Annotated in this window: 19 protein-coding genes; 4 read left to right on the top strand and 15 right to left on the bottom strand. The window is 57.5% G+C overall.

Annotated elements, in window-relative coordinates:
- Positions 1–50: 50 nt before the first annotated feature.
- From aroC to QUE75_RS09530, 9 genes are all read right to left on the bottom strand, one after another.
- A complete protein-coding gene (gene aroC, locus QUE75_RS09570; protein ID WP_106695687.1) occupies positions 51–1,145 on the bottom strand; it encodes a chorismate synthase in 1,095 nt (364 codons plus the stop codon).
- A gap of 36 nt (positions 1,146–1,181) precedes the next feature.
- On the bottom strand, positions 1,182–2,087 hold the full coding sequence (prmB, locus tag QUE75_RS09565; RefSeq protein ID WP_138435593.1) for a 50S ribosomal protein L3 N(5)-glutamine methyltransferase: 906 nt from the start codon (positions 2,085–2,087) through the stop codon (positions 1,182–1,184).
- Positions 2,088–2,165: 78 nt separating this feature from the next.
- The gene (locus QUE75_RS09560; protein WP_138435594.1) at positions 2,166–3,392 is read right to left on the bottom strand and encodes a patatin-like phospholipase family protein; all 1,227 of its coding nucleotides are present in this window, start codon (positions 3,390–3,392) and stop codon (positions 2,166–2,168) included.
- 4 nt (positions 3,393–3,396) lie between these two features.
- A complete protein-coding gene (locus QUE75_RS09555; RefSeq protein WP_228263762.1) occupies positions 3,397–4,308 on the bottom strand; it encodes a DUF4892 domain-containing protein in 912 nt (303 codons plus the stop codon).
- Positions 4,301–5,221 (bottom strand): alpha/beta fold hydrolase, encoded by a 921-nt coding sequence (locus QUE75_RS09550; RefSeq protein WP_138435595.1) that lies wholly within the window; start codon positions 5,219–5,221, stop codon positions 4,301–4,303. The genes QUE75_RS09555 and QUE75_RS09550 overlap by 8 nt, the downstream gene beginning before the upstream one ends.
- Before the next feature lie 12 nt (positions 5,222–5,233).
- Positions 5,234–5,584 (bottom strand): PilZ domain-containing protein, encoded by a 351-nt coding sequence (locus QUE75_RS09545; protein WP_058089697.1) that lies wholly within the window; start codon positions 5,582–5,584, stop codon positions 5,234–5,236.
- Between the two features lie 106 nt (positions 5,585–5,690).
- On the bottom strand, positions 5,691–6,722 hold the full coding sequence (holB, locus tag QUE75_RS09540) for a DNA polymerase III subunit delta' (RefSeq protein WP_286255432.1): 1,032 nt from the start codon (positions 6,720–6,722) through the stop codon (positions 5,691–5,693).
- Positions 6,715–8,805: a transglutaminase TgpA family protein gene (locus QUE75_RS09535; protein ID WP_138436262.1), complete on the bottom strand. Its 2,091-nt coding sequence runs from the start codon at positions 8,803–8,805 to the stop codon at positions 6,715–6,717. The genes holB and QUE75_RS09535 overlap by 8 nt, the downstream gene beginning before the upstream one ends.
- Positions 8,802–9,833 carry a DUF58 domain-containing protein gene (locus QUE75_RS09530; protein ID WP_286255430.1) on the bottom strand — a complete coding sequence of 344 codons (1,032 nt, stop codon included), beginning with the start codon at positions 9,831–9,833 and terminating at the stop codon, positions 8,802–8,804. Before QUE75_RS09530 ends, QUE75_RS09535 begins: the two co-directional genes overlap by 4 nt.
- 231 nt (positions 9,834–10,064) lie before the next feature.
- On the opposite strand from QUE75_RS09530, the gene QUE75_RS09525 reads away from it, so the two are divergent.
- The gene (locus QUE75_RS09525) at positions 10,065–10,679 is read left to right on the top strand and encodes a hypothetical protein (protein ID WP_286255427.1); all 615 of its coding nucleotides are present in this window, start codon (positions 10,065–10,067) and stop codon (positions 10,677–10,679) included.
- Positions 10,680–10,816: 137 nt separating this feature from the next.
- Here QUE75_RS09525 and QUE75_RS09520 read toward each other — a convergent pair whose 3' ends face one another.
- Together QUE75_RS09520 and QUE75_RS09515 are read right to left on the bottom strand one after the other, a co-directional pair.
- On the bottom strand, positions 10,817–11,611 hold the full coding sequence (locus tag QUE75_RS09520; protein ID WP_286255425.1) for a DUF6160 family protein: 795 nt from the start codon (positions 11,609–11,611) through the stop codon (positions 10,817–10,819).
- Between the two features lie 170 nt (positions 11,612–11,781).
- A complete protein-coding gene (locus tag QUE75_RS09515; protein ID WP_286255423.1) occupies positions 11,782–12,360 on the bottom strand; it encodes a hypothetical protein in 579 nt (192 codons plus the stop codon).
- 173 nt (positions 12,361–12,533) lie between these two features.
- On the opposite strand from QUE75_RS09515, the gene pabB reads away from it, so the two are divergent.
- Positions 12,534–13,895 carry an aminodeoxychorismate synthase component I gene (gene pabB, locus QUE75_RS09510; protein ID WP_286255422.1) on the top strand — a complete coding sequence of 454 codons (1,362 nt, stop codon included), beginning with the start codon at positions 12,534–12,536 and terminating at the stop codon, positions 13,893–13,895.
- Between the two features lie 46 nt (positions 13,896–13,941).
- On the opposite strand, the gene thrH is transcribed toward pabB, so the two are convergent.
- Entirely contained in the window at positions 13,942–14,556 is a 615-nt protein-coding gene (thrH, locus tag QUE75_RS09505; RefSeq protein ID WP_138436266.1) for a bifunctional phosphoserine phosphatase/homoserine phosphotransferase ThrH, read from the bottom strand.
- 245 nt (positions 14,557–14,801) lie between these two features.
- On the opposite strand from thrH, the gene QUE75_RS09500 reads away from it, so the two are divergent.
- Complete coding sequence (locus QUE75_RS09500; RefSeq protein ID WP_286255419.1) at positions 14,802–15,527, top strand: phosphoadenylyl-sulfate reductase; 726 nt, start codon at positions 14,802–14,804, stop codon at positions 15,525–15,527.
- A gap of 70 nt (positions 15,528–15,597) precedes the next feature.
- Here QUE75_RS09500 and cysB read toward each other — a convergent pair whose 3' ends face one another.
- Positions 15,598–16,575: an HTH-type transcriptional regulator CysB gene (cysB, locus tag QUE75_RS09495; RefSeq protein WP_058089688.1), complete on the bottom strand. Its 978-nt coding sequence runs from the start codon at positions 16,573–16,575 to the stop codon at positions 15,598–15,600.
- A 214-nt stretch (positions 16,576–16,789) separates the two neighbouring features.
- On the opposite strand from cysB, the gene QUE75_RS09490 reads away from it, so the two are divergent.
- Positions 16,790–19,513 (top strand): LuxR C-terminal-related transcriptional regulator, encoded by a 2,724-nt coding sequence (locus tag QUE75_RS09490; protein ID WP_230713943.1) that lies wholly within the window; start codon positions 16,790–16,792, stop codon positions 19,511–19,513.
- A 246-nt stretch (positions 19,514–19,759) separates the two neighbouring features.
- On the opposite strand, the gene dinG is transcribed toward QUE75_RS09490, so the two are convergent.
- Both dinG and QUE75_RS09480 read right to left on the bottom strand, forming a co-directional pair.
- Complete coding sequence (dinG, locus tag QUE75_RS09485) at positions 19,760–21,940, bottom strand: ATP-dependent DNA helicase DinG (RefSeq protein ID WP_286255414.1); 2,181 nt, start codon at positions 21,938–21,940, stop codon at positions 19,760–19,762.
- On the bottom strand, positions 21,940–22,653 hold the full coding sequence (locus tag QUE75_RS09480) for a general secretion pathway protein GspB (protein WP_286255412.1): 714 nt from the start codon (positions 22,651–22,653) through the stop codon (positions 21,940–21,942). The genes dinG and QUE75_RS09480 overlap by 1 nt, the downstream gene beginning before the upstream one ends.
- Positions 22,654–22,656 lie beyond the last annotated feature (3 nt).

The raw sequence follows: 22,656 nt of genomic DNA, 5'->3' as shown, positions 1-22,656 counted from the left end.
CAGAAGTAGAGGTTAGACAGCCGCCAGTAGATGGTGACGCCTCCGTTTGATCAAAGCTGACCGATGACGGGTGTGCTCACTTCCACATCGCCATTCTGCCCCCGGTGGCGCAGGTAATGGTCCATCAACACGATGGCCATCATGGCCTCGGCGATAGGCGTGGCGCGAATGCCCACACAGGGATCGTGGCGACCGGTAGTAATCACCTCAACCGGATTACCATGCACATCAATACTCCGGCCCGGCAAACGCAGACTGGATGTGGGCTTTAACGCAATGCTGGCAACAATCGGCTGGCCGGAGGAAATCCCGCCGAGCACGCCGCCAGCGTGATTGGACAAAAACCCTTCCGGCGTCATTTCATCCCGGTGTTCAGTGCCTTTCTGATCAATGCAGCCAAACCCGGCGCCGATTTCCACTCCCTTTACCGCGTTGATGCTCATCAGTGCGTGGGCCAAGTCTGCGTCCAACCGATCAAAAATCGGCTCACCCAGTCCCGGCGGCACACCATCAGCGACGACGTTAATGCGGGCACCGATGGAATCCCCTTCTTTGCGCAGGGCATCCATATAGGCTTCCATTTCTGGCACCTTGTCGGCGTCCGGACAGAAGAAGGGGTTCTGGTGCACCTGATCCCAATCGTGCTTTTCCGCCTTGATCGGCCCAAGCTGAGACAGGTAGCCACGAATGCGAATGCCCAGACGCTGCTCAAGAAACTTTCGGGCGACCGCGCCGGCGGCAACACGCATGGCCGTTTCGCGGGCCGATGACCGGCCACCACCCCGATAATCCCGTACACCATACTTATGCGTGTAGGTGTAGTCGGCGTGCGCCGGACGAAACTGTTCGGAAATCTTGGAGTAATCCTTGGAGCGCTGGTCGGTGTTCTCGATGATCAGGCCAATCGGCGTCCCGGTGGTTTTACCCTCGAACACACCAGAGAGAATGCGCACTTCATCCGCCTCACGCCGCTGCGTGGTGTGGCGGGAAGTCCCAGGCTTGCGGCGGTCCAGATCCTTCTGCATATCGGCTTCTGATAGTTCAAGGCCCGGAGGGCAGCCATCGATAATGCACCCCAGAGCAGCCCCATGGCTCTCACCGAATGTGGTTACGGTGAACAGTTTACCAAATGTATTTCCCGACATAATTCAGCACTTTATAAAGGTTTTATAAAATATTTTTTAACTGTTTCTGACCTGCCATTCGCGCAGGTCAGCAGCCGTTACCAGAAACACGCCATCGCCGCCGCTATCAAATTCCAGCCAGGTAAGCGGCAGGTCCGGATAGGCATCATCCATGGCACCCCAGGAGTTGCCCACTTCCACGATTAACAAACCGTTCTCGGTAAGGTGCTCCGCAGCCCCGGCAATAATACGATGAGCGATATCAAGGCCATCTTTACCCGCGGCCAGACCCAACTCCGGTTCGTGACGGTACTCTTCAGGCATGTCTGCCATGTCTTCAGCATCCACGTAGGGCGGATTACTGAGGATCACGTCGTAACGGCCTTCGATGTTCTCAAACACGTCCGAACGGATGGTCTGAACCCGACCTTCCAGGCCATGCAACTCGATATTTGAGTCCGCCACTTCGAGGGCGGCCTCGGAAATATCAGACAGATCAACCTCGGCTTCATCAAAGACGGTGGCCGCGCCGATACCGATACAACCGCTGCCCGTGCACAAATCCAGTATCCGTTGAACGGGCTGGCTCCCCAACCAGGGCTGAAGGCCATTCTCCAGCAGCTCGCCAATCGGCGACCGGGGAACCAGCACCCGCTCATCAATGTTGAACGGCATACCCATAAACCAGCCTTCGCCCAGAAGGTAGGCGATTGGTACGCGCTCATTAATGCGGCGCTCAATGCGCTCAACAATCAGTTCGCGCTCTGTGCGCACCAGGCGCGCATCCAGGAACACATTGTTGTTTTCCAATGGCAGGTGGACACTGCGTAAAACCAGCTGCACGGCTTCATCCCACACGTTGTCGGTACCATGCCCGAAATACAACGGCGATGCCGCAAACCGTGACGCGGCGTAGCGCAGAAAGTCCCGGATGGTGTGTAGATCGTCAACTGGACTGGTCACAAAAACGTCTTCCTGGTCAGGCTAATGTAGCGCGGCATTATACGCCTATTAAGCACAGGCCTGCAGCCCACACACAGATTAAAGGGCCAACGGGCCGGAACTGCTACGGCTTTGCTCAAACCGGTCCAGTGCGGCAGCCATACGCTCCCGGCCCAACTGAATCAGCTCCGGGGCCTTGTGATAATCGTAACTTCGGCTGGCATTCTTGGGGATATTAACCAGGAGATCAGGCGGATACCCGGCAATCTTGTATTGAACCAGAGCACTCTGCATGGTTTCGATGGTCAGGTTCATCACATCAAATTTACCAATGCCCAGCTTGTCCCAGTCAATGGTCTCGTGGTCGTCCCGTTTCTGGTGATGAGCGGCCTTCTCGGGCTCCTCATGCCGGGCTTTCAAATCCTTCTCTTTATGCTTTTTCGCCATCTCCCGGGTGATTTTTTCTTCGGGAGATTCCCCGGTATCGAGTTTCCTGGAAGTCAGGGATTTAATGGCATCCCAGTCAAACCACCGGGAGGCTTTATCCCGGATGGCGTCGACCCATTCATCCATATCGCTGCCGGAGTCTTCATCGGCAAATGCCGCATCGGGAATTCGCCTTGGCTGTTCATCCTCGCCACTCAGGTTGACGGCCATGATCAAATCGGCGTGGGCAGAGATCGTCGGGATAATCGGCAGGGGATTCAGCAATGCACCGTCTACCAGCACCCTGCCATCCAGCACCAGAGGCGTCACAACACTCGGGATGGCAATGGATGCCCGGATGGCGCGATCCAGCGGCCCTTCCTGAAACCAGATTTCCTTGTGGGCAAGGAGATCGGTGGCAACCGCAGTAAACGCAATGGGCAAGTCTTCGATCCGGGTATCGCCCAGAATGTCACGGACCACCGAGAAGACCTTCTCTCCCCGAATAGCGCCGACCGAGGTGAAGGTAACGTCAAGCAGTTTAAGGACATCGAACTGGCCCAGCCCGGTCACCCAGTCCTTGTATTCCTTCATCTTGCCAGCCGCGTACATACCGCCGATCAGGGCGCCCATGGAACAGCCCGAGATCGCGATAATGTTGTAACCCCGCTCCTGCAGTACCTCAATGGCGCCAATATGGGCGTAACCCCGGGCACCGCCACTACCGAGGGTCAAGGCGACCGTTTTGCCGTTTCCGGTTTGCGAGGGCTTGCGTGCAGTATTGGCCGGAGCTTCGGCCGGCGATACGTCAGAACTTGCCAATACTTTGTTGACGCCATCCTCTGCAGGCACTTGCTCACTGCCGACCTGTTGGTTGTCTGGCTTGTTGTCCCCGGACATTCCCTTACCTCTTGATTACCAGGATTTCGATGCGGTCACCCGTGCGGTTAGGGTCCGCTACCTGAACCCCCGGCCCGATAGCCAGGGTGCGGACCTGCTCCCGGGAAACTCCGGATTTCGCCAGCACGTCGGCCAGGGCGCCCGCAGCCCTTTCCGCCCTTGCGATCGAATCATTCAGGGTTTCATCATTTTCCAGCGAAGAAAACGCGGCAAGCACCACCTCGGCGCCCTCCTCTGCCGCCCACTCTCCCAGCCGGCGGCGATCCGTAGTCGACAGGTCAAACCGATGGGTAACACCGCCCTGCCAGGGCACAATAATGGGGCCCAGCAGTCGTGCAGCAGACGCCTGAAAGCCGGGAATGTCCGCCCCGGCTGCTACCTGGAGGTGTTCAACCCACACATATTCACGCTGATTGCCACGGGTAACGGTGTACACCAGGGTCAACCATCGGTTGCCATCAACATCTGCCACGGCACCGACGAAGTAGTCCTGGTCCTGATCCCGGCCGAGGAGTCTGGGTTGCTCAAAAATCTGGTTTGCCCAGACGTTGCTTCGGCCGCAGGCCACTCCGGAACATTCAAAAAGGATCTGGCCGCCTCGCGCCTGAAGCTCTCGCCGGTAGTGTTCCTGTGCGGCCCTACGGCTAGCATCCCGGTTGATTTCGAATAACTGACCCTTGCCGTTCACCGGCAGCCTGGCCATGACATCCGAGCGGATCTCTCCGCGTATTTCGCGAACCGGGCTCATAAGCACGAGGTGTCCGGACGACCGAATGTCCAGCGCCGACTGAAGGCTCGACTGGGCGAACTTATCCAATGGCTCGCCAAGCTCCGATGCTGACGCCACTGAACCGCAAGCCAGCAAAGCAGCCGCCAACAGGCTCCGGAGTTTCATTACAACAGCACGATTATTCATTGAATAGAAACCTTTTTATAGCATGTGCAACCGGCTTGGTGTCACCATCCAGGTGACAATGGTGCCCCCCGGGAACGTCCACTGTCGTCAGATCGGGTATCAGCTCTGCACGTTTGTCCAATCCGCCACGGCTGGCCAACAACCCTTCAGACGCTCTTACGAACAGGGTTGGCGTCCGGATGGCGGCCAGTGAGGCATGAACCTGCTCTTCGGTCATCATTAAAGGCGTGGGGTGTCTTAGCCGTGCATCAGTGCGCCAGACAAAGCCATCTCCTTCAGCCCGCATGTTTCTGGGCACCAGCAATGCTGCGGCCTCCGCGCTCAACGGGCTGAGCCCGCCCTCACGGATCCTCGCCGCCGTCGCCACATCGGGATAGACCGCCGGAGGTGCCGATCCGTTCCGTTTTTTCTGCAAAGCCCGGCGCAACTGGGGGATGGTTTCCTTGGCGGGGCGGCTCAGGGCACCCAGGCTGTCAATCATCACCAGCCGCCTCACCCTCTCAGGGAAAGCTGCCGCATACAGGGCACAAACGATACCACCCAGCGAATGGCCCACCAGATCAAGGGGGAAGCGTTCGCTTTCCGGAAAATGATGGTCAATCAATTCACTGAGGTCTGCCACATAGTCCATCAGCCAGTAACCATAGCCCGGTGGTCGATGCCCCGAATGGCCATGACCGGCCATGTCGATTGCGTGAACACTGGCATCGGTGGCCAGCGCTGGTGCCAACCGGGCGAATGTCATGGCGTTATCAAGCCAGCCGTGCACCATAAGTATGGGGGAGCGAACTTCGTGCGAGGGGTCAGTATGCCAGGTCAGGCCGGCAAGGGTCAGGTTATCGAGCGGCCAGTGTGCCTCCCGGCAGCCGGCCGGAATGTCGTGCCCACTGCCGGGTAACACAGTGTCAGTCATGCAAGGCGAGTCCTACATGGTGTGCGTTGGGCGATCAGAGCTCAGCGAGCCTGCCAGGTAAGACTCGATCTTGGTCCTTGCGGATTCATCGTCACCGTTAAACTGGACGCCGATACCTGCCGCACGGTTACCTTGCGCTCCTTTAGGGGTAATCCACACCACTTTACCCGCCACGGGTATCTTTTCCGGCTCGTCCATCAGGTTGAGCAGCAAAAACACCTCGTCTCCGAGCTGATATTGCTTCTGGGTAGGAATGAATAGACCACCTTGCCGAATGTAGGGCATATAGGCGGCGTACAGAACCGCTTTGTCCTTGATGGTCAGGGTGAGAATGCCGCTGCGTGCGCCAAATCCTGGGCCCATATCACATACCTTTTACGCTGGAAGTTCTTGTGTCGTTAAACATTGCCACAATGCTTCAGGAATTTCCTGACATTTCACAATCATAGCAGCTGAAATTGAAGAAAGCTCAGCTTGCTTTCCGCTTCCTTGGCATCAGTTCCCGCCAGGCAATCAGAAGCTGGCTGGCCTCCAGTTCCGGGCTGGCATTGTATACCGCGGCACTGCGACTTTCCCTAACCAGGTCCAGGAGCTGATGAGCCCGCCACGGCGGATTGTTGTTTGCCAGATAACCAAGCATGTCCGCCGCTTCCGGGTCAGATACTGCGCCCCCCACACTGGCCCGCGCCAGATCCGCGGCCCAGCTTTCAAATAACCAGAGCGAATCGTCAAGGCCAAGGGCCTTGAAGGATTTAGCCGCCTCGCCAACCGGAATTTGCCCTTTCATAAACTGCCGGAATGCTTCAAAGGCCTTGTCCCGAAGGGGCAGAAAATCTCCCAGGGCATAGTCCAGCGCCAACCGTGGTGCATTGCCCGCCAGCATCAGGCTTTTGGCCAAGGTCTCCGCACCCGGCCGGCCTGCTTCGTCCAGCTCAGCCACGCGGGCAGCCAGCCATTGCCCACCCTGCTCTGCTGTCGGCAAGGGTATGGTCAGCGCCTGACAACGGGAGCGAATGGTCGGCAGGACCGGCCGGCCGCTCTCCTGCAACAGCAGCAAAGTCACATCCGGCAACGGCTCCTCCAGGGTTTTCAGCAGCGCATTGGCGGCATTGATGTTTAATTGATCTGCCCGGTCAACAATCGCGACCTTGTGGTGGCCAACCTGGGGCGAAGCAACGGCAAACGTAGAGAGCGCCCGGATCTGGTCAACTTTCACCATGCGCGACTTTTCCGGCGCATAAACCCGCAAATCCGGATGACTGCCTGCAGCCATCAGCTCACACTGCTTGCAATGGCCACACGCCACCGCCGCGCCGGATTCTGACTTGGCCGGTGCTTCACACAACAGCAATCCGGCCACCGCCTGGGCCCAGGCGCGCTTTCCTACGCCACGCTCACCCACTACCAGCAATGCGTGGGGCAAGCGGTCCTGTGCCAGTCGGCTTTGCACTGCCGACCAGGCGCGGGCCAGCCAGGGCATTTCCTGTGCGATGTCAGTCATGTTTCGGCATCCGGGATCCGGTTTCCTGATTGCGTTTGAGTTGACGCTTCATGGTTTTCAGCAGCCGCCTCAGCCGCCGTGTATCGTCATCAGCCTGACGGGTTGAGGCAGAGCTATAGTAATGGCTGTTCACTGTCCGGGCAAAGATCCGGGCAGACTCCGCCACCGATGGCCGGGCCTCGGCCATGCGTTCCGCCAGCACAACCGGGGTTTCGCCACTGCGCACAGGTACACCGGCCTGTTCACACAGCCGGTGCCATGATCCGACGACGCGCCTGAAGCCATCCTGACGTGCTCCCCGGGTCATTGAAAGCGCCGACACCAACCCGGCCACAAGAAGGGCAAAGCCAACCAGCCCGGCGGTAATGTAGCCAAGCTCCTTCATGCCAATGCCGCCTGGCAGCCGGGACATCAGGTTCATCTGGCTCTGGCCCTGATAGCCCACCACCCAACGCTGCCAGTGGTAGTTTATTCGGTCGAGCTGCAGTGACGCCCACTGCAAAACCGCCAGATCGCCATAACGCTGGGGAGAGGTCAGGTTGTTCTCCAGGAAGGAACCCTCTTCGGCCATCGCCTCCCGCAATCCGAACTCAATACGATCAGGAGCAATCGCAGCGGTGGGATCAACCCGAACCCAGCCCCGGCCTTCCAGCCATACCTCAACCCAGGCATGGGCATCGTACTGGCGCACAATGAGGTAATCGCCCCCGGCGCCGGCATCTCCGCCCTGGTAACCCACCACCACACGGGATGGAATTCCAGCAGCCCGGAATACAAAGGTGGCAGCGCCCGCGTAATGGGCACAGAACCCGCGCTGCGCCTCAAACAACAGGGTATCCACACCATCGTTGGGCATCGCCGGTGGCCGCAGTGTGTAATAGTATTCCTCGTTACGGAACCGCTGCATAAGCTCGTTAACCACCTGGGCCGGGGAATACTGGCCCGCCAGCTCACTGGCCAATGCCCGCGCCCGCGGGTTTCCTTCGCCAGGCAATTGCAGGTAGCGCTGACGCGCTGCTTGGGTGAGCTCACTACCCGGCCGGGTTTGCCCGGGGGCAATCGCCAATCGGTAACGAACCGGGCTGTCTGCGGGACGACGGAAACGGAACAGATCCTCCCCTGCGTCAAACACGTTGTCCGAGACCGCAATCGAATTTTCCAGGGAGAAGGCCCATCGTTGGTCCGTGGGCTCCATCAGCACATCGTACTGATTGTTCGCCAATGCCCCCACGCCGCCATCCACCGCGACCCTGCCAGGGCGCTGAAAAGGCTCCCGGTCGCGCTGCCGCCATGTCTCGCCGTCAAGGTAATCGAGAATCAGCCCTCGCCAATAACGATCCCGATACTCGGGAATCGAACCACCAAAACTCACGCGGAACGCCCGCTCACTGCTCTGGGCCAGATTGGAGATATCGCCGGGGCGCATGGTATCGGAGATACCGCTGCGAGCCTCGCCGGAAACCAGTGGGACACTCCATAGCGGCGCCATACGCGGAAAGAACACAAATAACAGGACAACTACCGGCAGGGTTTTCACCATCAACAGGCCCAGCCGCTTCCAACCGGCCTTCAATGACCCCGGAAGATCCGGCGCGTTAAGAACCTGCAGACCCACCAGCAGGCAGGCAATGGCTGCAAACGTCAGCAGGGCCCACAGGATGTCCTGTTGGAACAGGAAGTTTACAGCCGCCAGATACACCAGAATAAAAAACAGTACATAGAAGTCTCGGGCGGAGCGGGTTTCCAGCCATTTGAGCCCAACCGCCAACACGAAGAACGACGCAGCAGTATCGACGGTAAAGCGGCCATGAACAGTCCCTACGTAGACTCCGATCAACACCAGCATAATGCCCGTCCGCAACCAGCGCCCCGGCAATCGCACCCGACCACTCTGGGCCAGCCAGCGCCAACCTGCCAGCACCACGCAGGCGGCAATCAGCCACCAGGGTAACCGGTTCCACTGTGGCAACAGTAACAGTGCAAAACTGCCAATCAGCCAGAGAAGCGCTGTGCCAGGAATGGCATCTATCGGTACTTCGGAACGACGGTTTCTACCAAGGAGCACATCGACCAGGCGGCTCATATACTGCCTCCCGCCGTAGCCCCGTCCACGGCTTTACGGGTACCAAACGGTAATGCATCCTGCTCTCTCGGCGGCTTTTCGCCCCAGACCGCCAGCGCCCGTAGGCACCGGTCTGCATGGATTGGGCCGGTGTCGGGTTCGATGACCTCCCCCGGCAGGTTCAAACCAAACTTCGCGCCTTTCTGTAGCCGGTCGACCACCAACCAGGCCAGATAGCTGAGCCTGAGTTCAGTATCCGCGCCCGGGAAAGCGTTGAAATCCAGCCAGTGGGGGCTTCCTTGCTCCCCTTCCCAATCGGCAACCACCATCTGCCCGGAGCGGGCAAACCGTTTCCACATGACCCTCTGGCTAAGATCCCCTTCACGCCAGGGCCGAAGGTCGGCATTATCCTGACCGGCCACAGGCGCGGAAGAGCGGGCCTCACTGCCGTCATCCACTTGGCTGATTACCTCCGGCGCAACCAGTGGCCTGGGATAGGCTATGCCGGCCGAACTCGGGCGTAACCAGGACCAGGCCTTGAGCAACCCGAATGGGAAACGGGTTTCAATCCGAACCTTGTCTGGCCGAAGGTAACCACGATGGGCTGAGGGAATGGGCAAAATGACGTCCAAGGCTTGGCCAGCCGGCACATGGACACCTTCCAGCTTTGAATCCACAACCGACAGTGCAATGGCAAGCCCGCTATCCTTGCCAGCGGTAATCCGAAATCGAAACGGTATATCATCCCCGGCCTCGCCCTCGCCGGGCTGAACAAGGGCGAGCGTCAGCCCCGAGAGATTGCGATGGGTCTGATGCATGGCACCGACGAACAGGGCCCCGAGAATGAAGGTCAGCAGGTAAATAAGGCTGTTCTGGTAATTGATGCCGGTGATCAGCATGATCAGAAGCAGAACACCAAAAACCACCCCAGCACCGGTTGGCAGGATGAAGATGTTTTTCTGGCTGAATGTCTGGCTGTCTCCGCGGGGAACCCTGCGGTTAATCCAGTGCTGCCATCGTTGCCGGAGTTTTCTCGTTATCATGCCCATCAGGCCGCATTCTTCCTCAAAAGTTCACCCGTTACCGGCATGCATCAAACCACATTACCCGGCCGCCCATAAAGCTTTACTGCCCAACTGCGGATTCTGATCACAGACCAGGCACTTTCCGGTTGAAAAACTGTCTGACAAACCGAATACTCCGATAAGGAAGCGTATTGACTGAATAGAGTAGTCTCAGCCGCGCCCCTCAACTGATCCGGTAACGCAAGAGGCTATGCCATGACACGCCCAACACTGCTTGCAACGGCCATCACCGTCACTCTCTCCTCTCCGGCCATGGCCGGCGTTCAGACGATGACATCGGATGAGATGGTGGAAACCTATGTTCAGGATTCCGCGGTCATAGTTGTGCCAAGAGACCAGCAAAGAAACGAAGCGGATCGCCAGCGAATTATCAGGGCGCTGACCATCTCGCCCGGCGAGCCGGTTCTGAGTGAAGCCGAAGAGGAAGCCTACCGCGAAGCGCTTCAGCGCTATATGGAAGATGGCAAGTCCGACGCTTTGAGCAGCGCCGAAGAAGAGTTCCTGCGCAGGGCCCTTCTGCTACCCACTGAGGAGCTGGCCCGGGCCCAACCCCCGGCCAATTTTGCCGAGACGATTCCACAGCTGATTTTCGGTCAGCAGCCACAAATACCGGACGAACCTTTTACCCAGACGTTTCTTAACGACCAACTGGGAATTGGTTTTGACGGCCAGAACCTGAACTTCAGTATTGGTAATCCGCCGGGCATTGATCGTATTGATATTCCCCACGGCATCAATGAGGGGCCAATCCAACTGACCCCAAGACCCGGTGGCGGCTTCGACCTGTCCATTCAGGTGCCCGACCGCTGATTCAGAGCCCGCATCTTTAAAAATAAAACGGCGACCTGCTTCGGGTCGCCGTTTTATTTAGGCCAGATTTTTTCTAACCAACTAAAAACGCCCCGCAATGCGGGGCGCTCATCACCTACTCAGGTGTTCAGGTCAGATTAGTGACCGTAAACAGCCAGACGAGTGTCGGAGATGGTCAGGTTATCCATGGCGATGGAACCGATGGAAGTACCACCGATTTCGATTGCGCCAATGGACATATCCATGGTGATGTCGTTGATGTCGATACGCAGAACGTCGGTTGCGGTAGAAGCACCGAAGCCGTCGCCTTTGTAAACATCTACGTTAGCCACTGCAAACATGCCGGCAGCGCCAGTGTCACCTTCAAAGAACTGACCGCCCATGATGGCCATATCGCGGATACCAATGCCCAGGAATTCAACATCGAAGTCCATCTGCATAACGTTGAAAGCAACGTCCAGGTTCAGGGTGTCGGTAGCGGTATCAACGCGGATATCCAGAGCACCCAACATACCCCAACCGCTCAGGTTAGATACCAGAGTGGTGCTCTCGCTGCCGTCAGCAGCAACCAGTTCCATGGAGCTGGCAGTCATACCCCAGTCGATCGGCTGACCAGAGAGTGAACCAACGTGGATTACAGCGTCACCGTCAGCTTCTACGTCGATGTCGATGTACAGGTCGTCCAACAGGTCGGTGCCCGGACCACCAGCAACACCAGAACCACCCAGAACGATATCGTTCACGGTGAAGCTACCTTCATCCGTGTACACGAACTGACCGATGCTGACTTTGGTTTCCAGTTCGATGGTCACACCAGCCTGGCCAGTAACGTTACCCATTGCGGTATCGTCAAGCGCTTTCAGGTCAGCGTGAGCAGCGAACGGCATAGCGGCAACGGCAGTTGCCAGAGCAATTTTCTTCAGGCCTTTCATTATTATCTCCTTGTGAAACTCATTTTATTCTTGTGTGAGTTTTTTAAGTGAAGTCCTTTACTCCACGGGTCCATTTAAGATTGTTTTACAGTCCTAGTCCGTGACTCCATTCACACTCTTTTACGTTACAATTACATTTGGAAACAAGTATCGATGAGTTCGCATTTTGCTCAGGACTGCCCACCTTTGCTTTGGTAGAACCACTCGAACGGTTTCTCCTGGGAAACTGGCTCAGCCCAGGAAATCGCACCATTCCGGATTTCGTAACCAATCACTTTATTGGAAGACACCCCAAGCCGATGTTCATGCTCAATCACAAGTGCCTGGGTATCGCTGTGCTCGTTAACCCGGCCCGTGTAGAGAATGGCTGCCGCACTGATATGGCCCCGCTGGGCAATGGATTTGATTGCTGCTCGATACATCTTTATTCGAGCAGAAGCCGGGATACCCTCCGCCTGACCATCAATATTGATCCTTTTGACGGTTTCACCGTCCTTCATCAGCATCCAGGCGGCGGGCATGTTCGGAGTTTCGTCGAGAATAGTGGATTGATATTCCTCGGTGGCAACCTCAGACAGCCGGACCAACTGTTGCTGAGCACTTACAAGAACCACACCCAACTCATCCTCCGAAATTTTTCCATCAGACAAGGGACCGTCTTGTGGCAAACCCTCCGCCAACGAGTGCGTCGCACCCAGGGCAAACAGACTGAACGTGGCGGCAAGTGCGTGTTTTCTGAAGCGAGACATAGGACAACTTCCGTTCTTGTTTTATGGATTTTCAGTTCATTGGCGTCAAAACCCGGTAAAATACGCCCCGGGCTGATCGGCTCCGTATAACCATTAGATCAGCGCCTGTCCTGATCGGACAACGGCCGTTTTGTGCATCGTGTATCATTCTTCCAATTTTTAACGGAGGTATCTTGGCCTTTCCTCTCTGCCAGCCTGTTACCCGGCAACAATACAACCGACTGTGCGCCCACGCCTCACAGCAACCGGACTTTATTTTTCTCGGCAGCCAGGCACCTTCGGGGGGCCGTGGTGAAGCCAGGGGTTTCAGCTGTCTTGCCGTGGAGAAGGCCGTCATCGATAGCACGCCGAATAGACGAATCCACACGCCCACCCTTGCCGGTGAGCTGGAGGCGCTGGCAGATACCTACCGCCAGCCCGGGATCACCGATGCCGAGGTGCCCTGCCCTCTCGCAGGCGGCTGGGTTGGCTGCATTGCCTACGAGTTCGGCTATGCCAGAGAACCAAGGCTGAACAGGCTGGCCGGGAACCTCAGCTACCCGCTGTTTTTCGCCGGGCTTTACCTGTGGATGGCCAGTGAGGACCTGGAAAGCGGCGCATGCTATCTGTGGGTCCACCCACAACTGCCCGCCTCCACGGAAAAAAAGCTGGTCGATTGGCTTGACCACCCTGTTAACGATGATCATGAGCCCTGGTTGATAACCAACCATTTCAACCCAACACAAACACCCGACAATTTTCGGCAAAGGGTCAATCAGGTAAGGCATTACATTCAGTCAGGTGACTGCTACCAGGCCAATCTGTCCCAATCGTTTGAGGGGCACTACCAGGGCAGCCCCTGGGCCGCCTTCAGCGCGCTCAGCGATGCCAACCCGACGCCTTATGCAGCTTTTCTCCGCTTTCGGGGTAACGCGGTAGTCTCAGTATCACCGGAACGATTCCTGGCCATTCGCGAAGGTGTGATTGAAACCAGCCCCATCAAGGGCACTCGTGCCCGGGGTCAGAACCCTGAACAGGATGAAGCTTTGGCGCAGGAGCTACTGGCCTCGGAGAAAGACCGGGCCGAGAACCTGATGATCGTGGATTTGCTTCGTAACGACCTCAGCGTCCATGCCCTGCCCGGCTCAGTCAGTGTGGATGAGTTATTTGCCCTTGAGTCTTACCGCAATGTGCATCATCTGGTTAGCCACATTCGAGCCAAATTGAAACCTGACATCAGCCCGTTACAGGCGTTATTTGATGCGTTCCCCGGTGGCTCCATTACCGGCGCCCCGAAAATCCGCGCCATGGAAATCATTGCCGAACTGGAGCCCCACTGGCGGGGTCCCTACTGTGGCTCGGTGTTCTATTACGGTCTTGATGGCAATCTGGACAGCAGTATTGCGATTCGCACCCTGCTGTGCGAGCCGGACGGGACAGTCAGTTGCTGGGGAGGGGGTGGCATCGTGGCCGACTCAGAGCCAGAGGCTGAATACCAGGAAACCCTGGCAAAAGTGCAGCCGCTGATGCGGTTTCTGGAGCAGCTGAAACTCTGACCTGCGCTACCAGGCTTGCGGCGGCGCAAGTCAGAGCCCCAAAGGATCAGGCCGGGTGAACAGCGCTGGCCTTCAGGAATTCCTGCCGCAGATCATCGAAATTGTGCACTGCAGGGAACTGCGGGAACTCGTCAATAACGTTCTGCGGTGCATGGAACAGAATACCGGCTTCTGCCTGACCCAGCATGGTAGTGTCATTGTAGGAATCACCGGCAGCAATCACCCGGTAATTCAACAACTGGAAAGCGCGAACTGACTGGCGCTTGGGATCGCGCTGGCGCAGCAGATAGTTGGTGATCTGACCATTCTCTGCCACTTCGAGCTTGTGGCACAGCAGTGCCGGATAACCCAGCTTTTTCATCAGTGGCATGGCGAATTCATAGAAGGTATCCGACAGGATCACCACCTGGAAGCGCTCACGCAGCCAGTCCAGGAATTCACGGGCGCCAGGCAGTGGGTCCAGAGTGCTGATCACTTCCTGAATCTCCGGCAGACCATAGCCATGCTCGTCCAGGATGCGCAGGCGCTGCTTCATCAGCACATCGTAATCAGGAATATCCCGAGTGGTTGCCTTGAGCTCCTCAATGCCGGTTTTTTCTGCAAATGCGATCCAGATTTCCGGGATCAGTACGCCCTCAAGGTCAAGACATGCGAGTTCCACAACGGTCTCCTGAAAAAGTCATAATTGGCCGGGCCAACAAGGCCCGGGTTGTCTGGGGCGTATGATATGAAAATCCTGGCCGGAATGCATCGTGAATCCCATGGATCACCTTATCAGCGAGGCATAAAGATATAGATGCTCATTCCTTCAAGCTATGAGGCATTTGGTGGTAGCCTTTATTTCAGGTTAGATCACGCCTTTATTCACTCCGTTGATCGCACAGTGGAAAAGCCCCCTGGAGCAACATGACTGATATTGAAAATCTCCGCGCTGAACTCGACGGCCAAAGCCCCCGGGCTATCCTCAAGGCGGCGCTGGCACGCTATGACAACATCGCCATTTCATTCAGCGGCGCCGAAGATGTAGTGCTGATCGAAATGGCCCACAAGTTAACCGACAACCTGCAAGTGTTTACCCTGGACACAGGCCGGCTGCACCCGGAAACCTACGAGTTCATCGAGCGCGTGCGAAAGCATTACGGAATCGAGATTGAAGTGCTGTTCCCGGATGCCGGTGAAGTTCAGGACATGGTGAACCGCAAAGGATTATTCAGCTTCTACGAAGATGGCCATTCCGAATGTTGCGGCATTCGCAAGGTCAACCCTCTGCGCAAGAAACTGGCAACCGTTGATGCCTGGATTACCGGGCAACGCAGGGATCAGAGCCCCGGTACCCGCAACGACGTACCGGTAGTTCAGGTTGATTCAGCTTTCTCCAGCGACAACAAGACTCTGGTGAAATTCAACCCGCTCGCGAACTGGAGCTCGAAAGAGGTCTGGGATTACATCCGGATGTCTGAGTCTCCCTACAACACACTGCACGAAAAAGGCTTCGTCAGCATCGGCTGCCAGCCCTGCACCAGGCCGGTGCTGCCGGGCCAGCACGAGCGGGAAGGCCGCTGGTGGTGGGAAGAGGCCACCCATAAGGAATGTGGCTTGCATGCGGGCAACCTGATCGGCAAATCAGGCTAAACCCATTTTGCACCTGTAAAAAAAGCCCGCACGTCATCACTGACGGCGGGCTTTTCTGTTATTCAGAACTTCAATAAACCGGCAGTTCAATATCCTTGAACAATTCCTGGATTTCTGTGCGACTGCCCTGATGCGCAACCACGTTATCGATCATGTCCTTGGTCAGGTGCGGCGCAAACCTGTGCATGAAATCGTACATGTAACCACGCAGGAAAGTCCCTTTCCGGAACCCGATGCGGGTGACGGAAGGCCGGAACAATTTGCTGGCATCCAGCGATACCAGATCGGTATCCACTTTTGGATCAAACGCCATGCTGGCAATAATCCCCACCCCAAGGCCCAATCTTACGTAGGTTTTGATCACGTCGGCGTCCGCAGCGGTAAACACCACTTTTGGTGTCAGGCCACGGGACTGGAAGGCCTCATCCAGCTTCGACCGGCCGGTAAAACCAAACACGTAGGTCACCAGGGAATACTCCGCCAGCTCTTCCAGGGTCAGCTCCTGCCCTTTTGCCAATGGATGATCCTTGGGCACGATTACGCAGCGGTTCCATTTGTAACAAGGCATCATAATCAGATCATTGAACAGATCCATGCCCTCAGTGGCGATGGCAAAATCCACGGCGCCATTGGCCGCCATCTCGGAAATCTGCATCGGCGTGCCTTGATGCATATGCAGCGACACGTCCGGATATTCTTCAATGAAACCACTGATCACCGGTGGCAAGGCGTAACGGGCCTGGGTGTGGGTGGTGGCAATACTCAGGTCACCCTTGCGCTGATTACTGAACTCCTGGGCAATCTTTTTGATGCCCTCCACCCGGCGCAGTATTTCACCGGCCTCCCGGATGATAATCTCGCCACCGGGGGTGATGCGAGTCAGGTGCTTACCACTGCGGGCAAACACCTCCAGGCCCAACTCATCTTCCAGTAACCGAATCTGCTTCGAGATACCCGGCTGGGAAGTGAAAAGGCTCTGGGCGGTGGCGGAGACATTCAGATCGTGGTGCGCCACTTCCCAGATATAACGCAGCTGCTGTAATTTCATTGAGTCTGTCGCTCCCTGGATGAGTCTTTTACCCGATAATACGCATAAGAATTTATTTTTTCATTCTTTTTGGATATACAATTTAATCTGTATTCAGTGTAGACCAATTACCGGGATTCGCTGCCCCACCAACGCTTTGCGTCACCGCAGCACTTGACTTGTGTGCGACAAAGCACACAATCCGGTTACTACCATGCCCTGACCCCGGGAAACCATGCTACTGACCACCAAATTTCTCAGGCCAACACCCGACTCCAGAGCTGTGCGCAGGCACCGGCTGGACGCTCTGTTGGAACCGGAGCAAGGTAAAAGGCTGAACCTGATCGTGGCGCCGGCCGGCTTTGGCAAGACCACCCTGGCCAGCCAGTGGTGCGCCCGCAACAGTACCAGCACCGCCTGGCTGTCACTGGATGAGCATGACGACCAGCCGGGGCAGTTCTGGCAGTATGTGATTGGCGCGTTCAAGCATGCCGGTCTCATGGGGCTTGAAGACTGCGAGAAGCAGATATCCCGGCAGCAGGGTGACGACCTGACCGCCGCCATTACCGGGCTGGTCAATGCCCTGGCCGAAGACCGCAATCCCTGGCATCTGGTTCTCGACGATTACCATGTGATCAGTAACGACGGCATCCACCGTCAATTGGCCTGGTGTATGGACTACCTTCCCCCGGGCATCCTGGTAACCATTGCCTCCCGCACTGAACCCCCACTGCCATTGGCACGGTGGCGGGTCAGGCGCCAGGTTCAGGATATTCATCCGGGACTGATGGCGTTTTCGGAAGACGAATGCAGAGCCTTCTTCCAGGACACCATGGCGATGAACCTGTCTGAACAGGAGATCCGCACCATTTGCCGGCGTACTGAGGGCTGGGTTGCCGCCATGCAGCTCTCCGCACTGGCAGGTAAGACCGAAGCCCTGGAGTCCGGCCACTCTGGCCATGAGCGTATCGGCACACCAGATGGTGCGCTGATCAGTGATTATGTTCTGACCGAAGTTCTGCACCAACTCCCGGACGAACTCACCGGATTCCTGCTGGACACCGCTTACTGCCCTCGTCTGTCCAGCTCACTGTGCAATGCCGTTCGCCAGCGGGATGACAGCCAGGACATCCTCACTCGCCTGCTTTCCCTGAACCTGTTCCTGATTCCCCTCGACAAACACAACCAGTGGTTCCGCTACCATGACCTGTTCCGGGAAGCTCTGCTCCAACGGATAGAATCCATTGATCCGCAACGGGCGGCGGTGCTCCAGTCCCGCACCATTGACTGGTTGCTCAGCCACGGACAGGTACAGGAAGGCATCGCCCAGATCGTCAGCCAGAACGACACCGACCGCCTGGCTCGGGTGCTTGCCGAGCATGGTAACAACCTGATTCACGGTGGCTACCACCTGCCGGTACTGGCCTGGCTGGACACGATACCGGCAAGGCAACTGGCTGAAAGCCCGCAACTGCAGATGCTCAGAATCTGGGGGTTGTTCTTTGCCAACCGCGTTGAGGGCCTGGCGCCCCTGCTGACTGAAGTCGAAGATCTGCTCGACCGGCGGGTAGCCGATTCCCATCCTGATGCCGAGGGCGCGCTGGCTATCCACAGTGAAATATCCCTGGTACGTTCTTACCTGGCCCGAAGCAGGAATGACGAAAAGAATGCGTCAGACCTCACCCGTCAGGTACTCAAGGACATCGATCAGATCCAGATACCGTTGAAATCCGTCACCTATTACGGCCTCGGCCTCGACTACTTTGGCAAGGGTGAACTCAACGATGCCGAGGAAGCCCTGGAATCAGCCGTTCACTATGGACAGATAGAGCGCAAGGCCAGCACCGCGCTGTCCTCTGGCGGCCTGTTGGCGTGGATTCAGTACAACCGTGGTGACACCGAGCTGGCCCTGAAAACCACCACCCGCGTACGCAACTGGGTGGATGAGCATTTCGCAGACCCAAGCCAGCCACGGCTTATTTCCTGCTGGCAGAACAGTGCGTTGACCGAAATCTACCGTGAACGCAATGAGCCGGAGTTGGCCGCCAGTTACCTGTCTCCGCTGCTCGAGCATGTGGAGAAAGGTACGGAGCCCGGACAGCATGTGGTCATCCAGTACGTACGCGGCCACCTTGCGTTCAGCCAAGGCCAACTCGAAGAAGCCATTGAACTGCTGGACGATGCCGTCGCCGTTGGCAGCAAGCGCCGCGACCACATCCTGTTTGAGCCACCTGCCGCTTCAGCCCTTCTGGCCCGTTGTTACCTTGCGCTGGGCCTCGCTGATAAAGCCATGACCACCCTGAAGGCGGCCCTGGAAACACCAGCCACCAACCCCCTGAACCGGGAACAGAACCAGATCGCGCTGGCCCGGGTGCAGGTAGCCCTCAACGATTACCAGAAAGCGCAGGAAACCCTGTCGGCACTGGTTCCGGTGGCGGAACGCAACGCCCATAACCGGCATCTGGTGGAGATCCTGTTGGTGTATGCCGATGCCCTTGCGCAGGAAGATCGCGATGAGGAAGCCGCCGTCATGCTGGAGCGGGCGCTGGATCGAGCCGAAAACGCCGGTTTTTTGAAGCTGTTTGCGGAAGAAAGCCCCAGTCTTCGGGCCATGCTGCTGGACTGCCCCCGACTACGAACGCCCGGGCGCTGGAACCGTGAACTGCTGACCATGCTGAAAGACCAGCTATCCGGAAACGCCGACATTGCCCTATCCAAGCCCCAATCGGACCAGCCCTCTGAAACAACTGACGGGCTGGCCGAACCCCTGAGCCAGAGAGAACAGGAAGTACTGCTCCTGATTAATCAGGGGCTGGCCAACAAGGACATCGCCACAAGGATGGCGGTGGCGCCCGCCACCGTCAAAGCCCATATCCGGAACCTGTACGGCAAACTCGGCGTTAGCCGGCGCACCGAAGCCCTGGCCCGGGCACGGGAACTGAAAGTGCTTCAGGACTAAAAGTGTGACCACCTTCACACTTTTTCAGAATTAAGCCTCGTCACTACGCCCTTTGGACGATCCGTTTACGCCCCGTTAAGCCCTATTATTCAACCATGGTGAGGTTAACGCCTTACCGAGAATTCTGAACTTCAGGCCTTCAGACTTCTTGTTCCGCGTTGTTTCGACGCCCGGGTTCGTTTGAACCCCTTTCGATAAGAGCCATCCCCTCTCGGGCTGGCTCTTTTTTTATGGGCAGTATCCGGACTAATGCTCGATGATTCGGCGGAACGGTGGCAGTGCGTCCAGCAGCAACTGTCCGTATCGGCGTGCCACTATACGCCGGTCCAGAATGGTTACCCTCCCGGTATCCTGCTCGGTGCGCAACAGCCGCCCCACCGCCTGAACCAGCTTGACGGAGGCATCCGGCACGGTGATTTCCATAAACGGGTTGCCACCGCGCTGGGTTACCCACTCCGCCAGACTCGCCTCGATCGGGTCATCCGGCACAGAGAACGGCAGGCGGGTGATCACCACGTGGTGCAGATACTTTCCAGGCAGATCGATTCCCTCAGCAAAGCTGGCCACTCCGAACAGCACACTGGGTCGCCCTTCATCAACACGACTGCAGTGCGTCCGTAACACCTCGTTCTTGGCCATGTCATCCTGGGTGAGAATCAACTCGGGATAGTCCGGCGCCAAGGCATCCCTCACCTGCTGCATTTGCCGGCGGGATGTAAACAGAACCAGGGTGGCCTTCTCACCGGCCCAGAGATCTGGTAGCCGCTTGATCAGCGCCTCGGCAAAGCCATCATCGGTTGGCATGGCAGCCATAGCCGGCACTTCCACCGTGGCCATCTCGCCATAACGGAAGGAACTGGGCACCACCAGATAACGGCTGGCCTCTGGCAATCCCGCCCGGGAACGCAAACGGTCGAAACGGCCCAGGGCCGTCAGTGTGGCACTGGTCAGAACGGCGCCATAGACCCGCGACCACAGCCGGGAATACAACAGGTTGTCCGCCAGCACCGGTGAGCTGAACAGGGTAATATCTTCCACGTGGTCCCAACGTTGGCGCACGGCCCAGCGGGCAGGCGGCGGCCCTTTACGAACGACCGGTGCAGCTTCTGCCGACTCATCGTTCTGTGGAATGACCGGCCCGGATTCACACCAGGCCGCCCACAGGCGCAGCTGCTCCTCAGCCCGGCTATGGAAGGCGCCAATCACCGGATACCAGGAATCGGCGGTGTCCCGGTCCAGCTCCGGGTCTTTTCGCTCATCGAAGGCACTTTGCAGTTCATCCACCAGGGTACCCAGGTGCCGAACCAGTCCGGCGGTGACAATCCGGGTCTCCGCAGCCAACTCTGCAACCGCCTCCGGCAGTTCGCCATCCGGGTAACGCCACTGGGCGCTGCGCCGTTCGTCATTAAATTCCCAGCCGGTGTTCTGTTCAATCTCTTCGTAAACCCTGCCAAGGGCAATATCCAGATCACGGCCAGAAGTGCTGATTTTCTCAACCGCCTTGGCCGCCTGGGAGCCGCCAGGTAACCAGGGCTGCATCTTCACCAGGCCCTGGGATAACTGTTTCAGCCATTGCCGTGTGGAGTTCAACGGCACCGACGCGGCAAAATGGTTCAGCGCTTTGTCCGGCAGGTGATGCGCCTCGTCAAAGATGAACAGCGCGTTCTCCGGCTCCGGCAAAATGGCACCGCCGCCGAGGGCAAGATCGGCCAGCACCAGGTCGTGGTTGGCCACCACCACATCGGCGTCATCCAGGTCTTTGCGAGCGTCGAAAAACGCGCAACTGTCGAAGTAGGCGCAATGGCGGTTGGTGCACTGGCGGTGGTCGGTGGTTACCTGGCGCCAGATGTCATCGGGAATTTGCTCTGGCCAGTGGTCCCGGTCGCCATCCCATTCGCGTGAACCGTAGGTGGCGAGCATCTTCTCAAAGGTGATTCGGCTGGCTGCCTCGTCATCCATAGGCTGATCAAGAAGGAACAGGGGCATGGTGTCGCTGTCACCATGGCCCTCGTCGTGTAACCGGGATTCCAGCCGAGACATGCACAGATAACGGCCCCGCCCCTTGGCAAGGGTCCAGCTGAAATCCAGTTTGCTGTGTTTGCGAAGATCGGGAAGGTCCTTCAGAACAATCTGATCCTGCAGCGCCACGGTTGCCGTGGAGATCACCAGCGTTTTACCCAAGGCCTTGGCTACGGGTATTGCTGAGATCAGGTACGCCAGGGTTTTGCCGGTACCGGTGCCGGCTTCCACCACACAGGCTGCCGGTGGCGAGGTACGCTGGCCATCGTTGTCGGTGATTTCACCCATATAGCGGGCAATCTCCGCGATCATCAGCCGTTGGCCGTAACGGGCGCGAACGTCCTTACCGGCCAACACATCACGATAAGCCTGCTGAATCTGTTGTTTGACGTCGTCAGTCAGCGCCATTATCGCGGGCTCACCCAGTCTCGTACCGTGCCCACCCGGAAACGTTGGCCAGATTTGCTGAGAATCACGCCATCCTCGGTGATACGCTCAACCACCAGGCTGGCAAAGGTGTCGCCAGGGCGAAGATACTGGTTGTTGATCATTACCCGGCTGGCCATGGGGTCGGATGAATAGATATGGCTATTGAAGGTCAAATCAGGAACGCTCTTTTGAAACGACAGCGGTAGTTCTACCAGGTGCGGCACTCTGCCCTGAGAGTCTGCCGGCGTCAACACCCTTTCCCGAACAGACTGGTCCGGAACAATCACCAGGGGAGCTTCATTGCCGGATTCAGCCAGGGGCTCGTCTGCCACGTCAAATGCTGCAACCACTTCCTGGCTTGGCTCAGACTGTGGCGTAGCCTCAACCGGCACTGGCTCCCGGCCCGGTTGCCCCTGTGCGGACACCAAGACATCCGGATCGCCAACCAATGGCGCATGTCGGGCCGCGGTTGGCGCGTCGTCAACCGGGCGCGGATCTGACGACTGCGCTGGCCAGAACAGGTAAGCCATCACAGCAGCATTGAGCAACAGCGCCAGAACCACCCAGACAACGGGTGATAACGGCTTCTTTTTGGGCCGATAGACCATTTGTACCTGCTGCCCCAGGTCTGGTGCCTTGCCCTGTCGCCGCTCGGCTTCGGATTTTCTCAACGCATCAAGAATATATGACATAGC

It is taken from the genome of Marinobacter shengliensis, assembly GCF_030297115.1.
Classification (GTDB): Bacteria; Pseudomonadota; Gammaproteobacteria; order Pseudomonadales; family Oleiphilaceae; genus Marinobacter; species Marinobacter shengliensis.
This window is presented reverse-complemented; position numbering and strand designations above follow the sequence as displayed.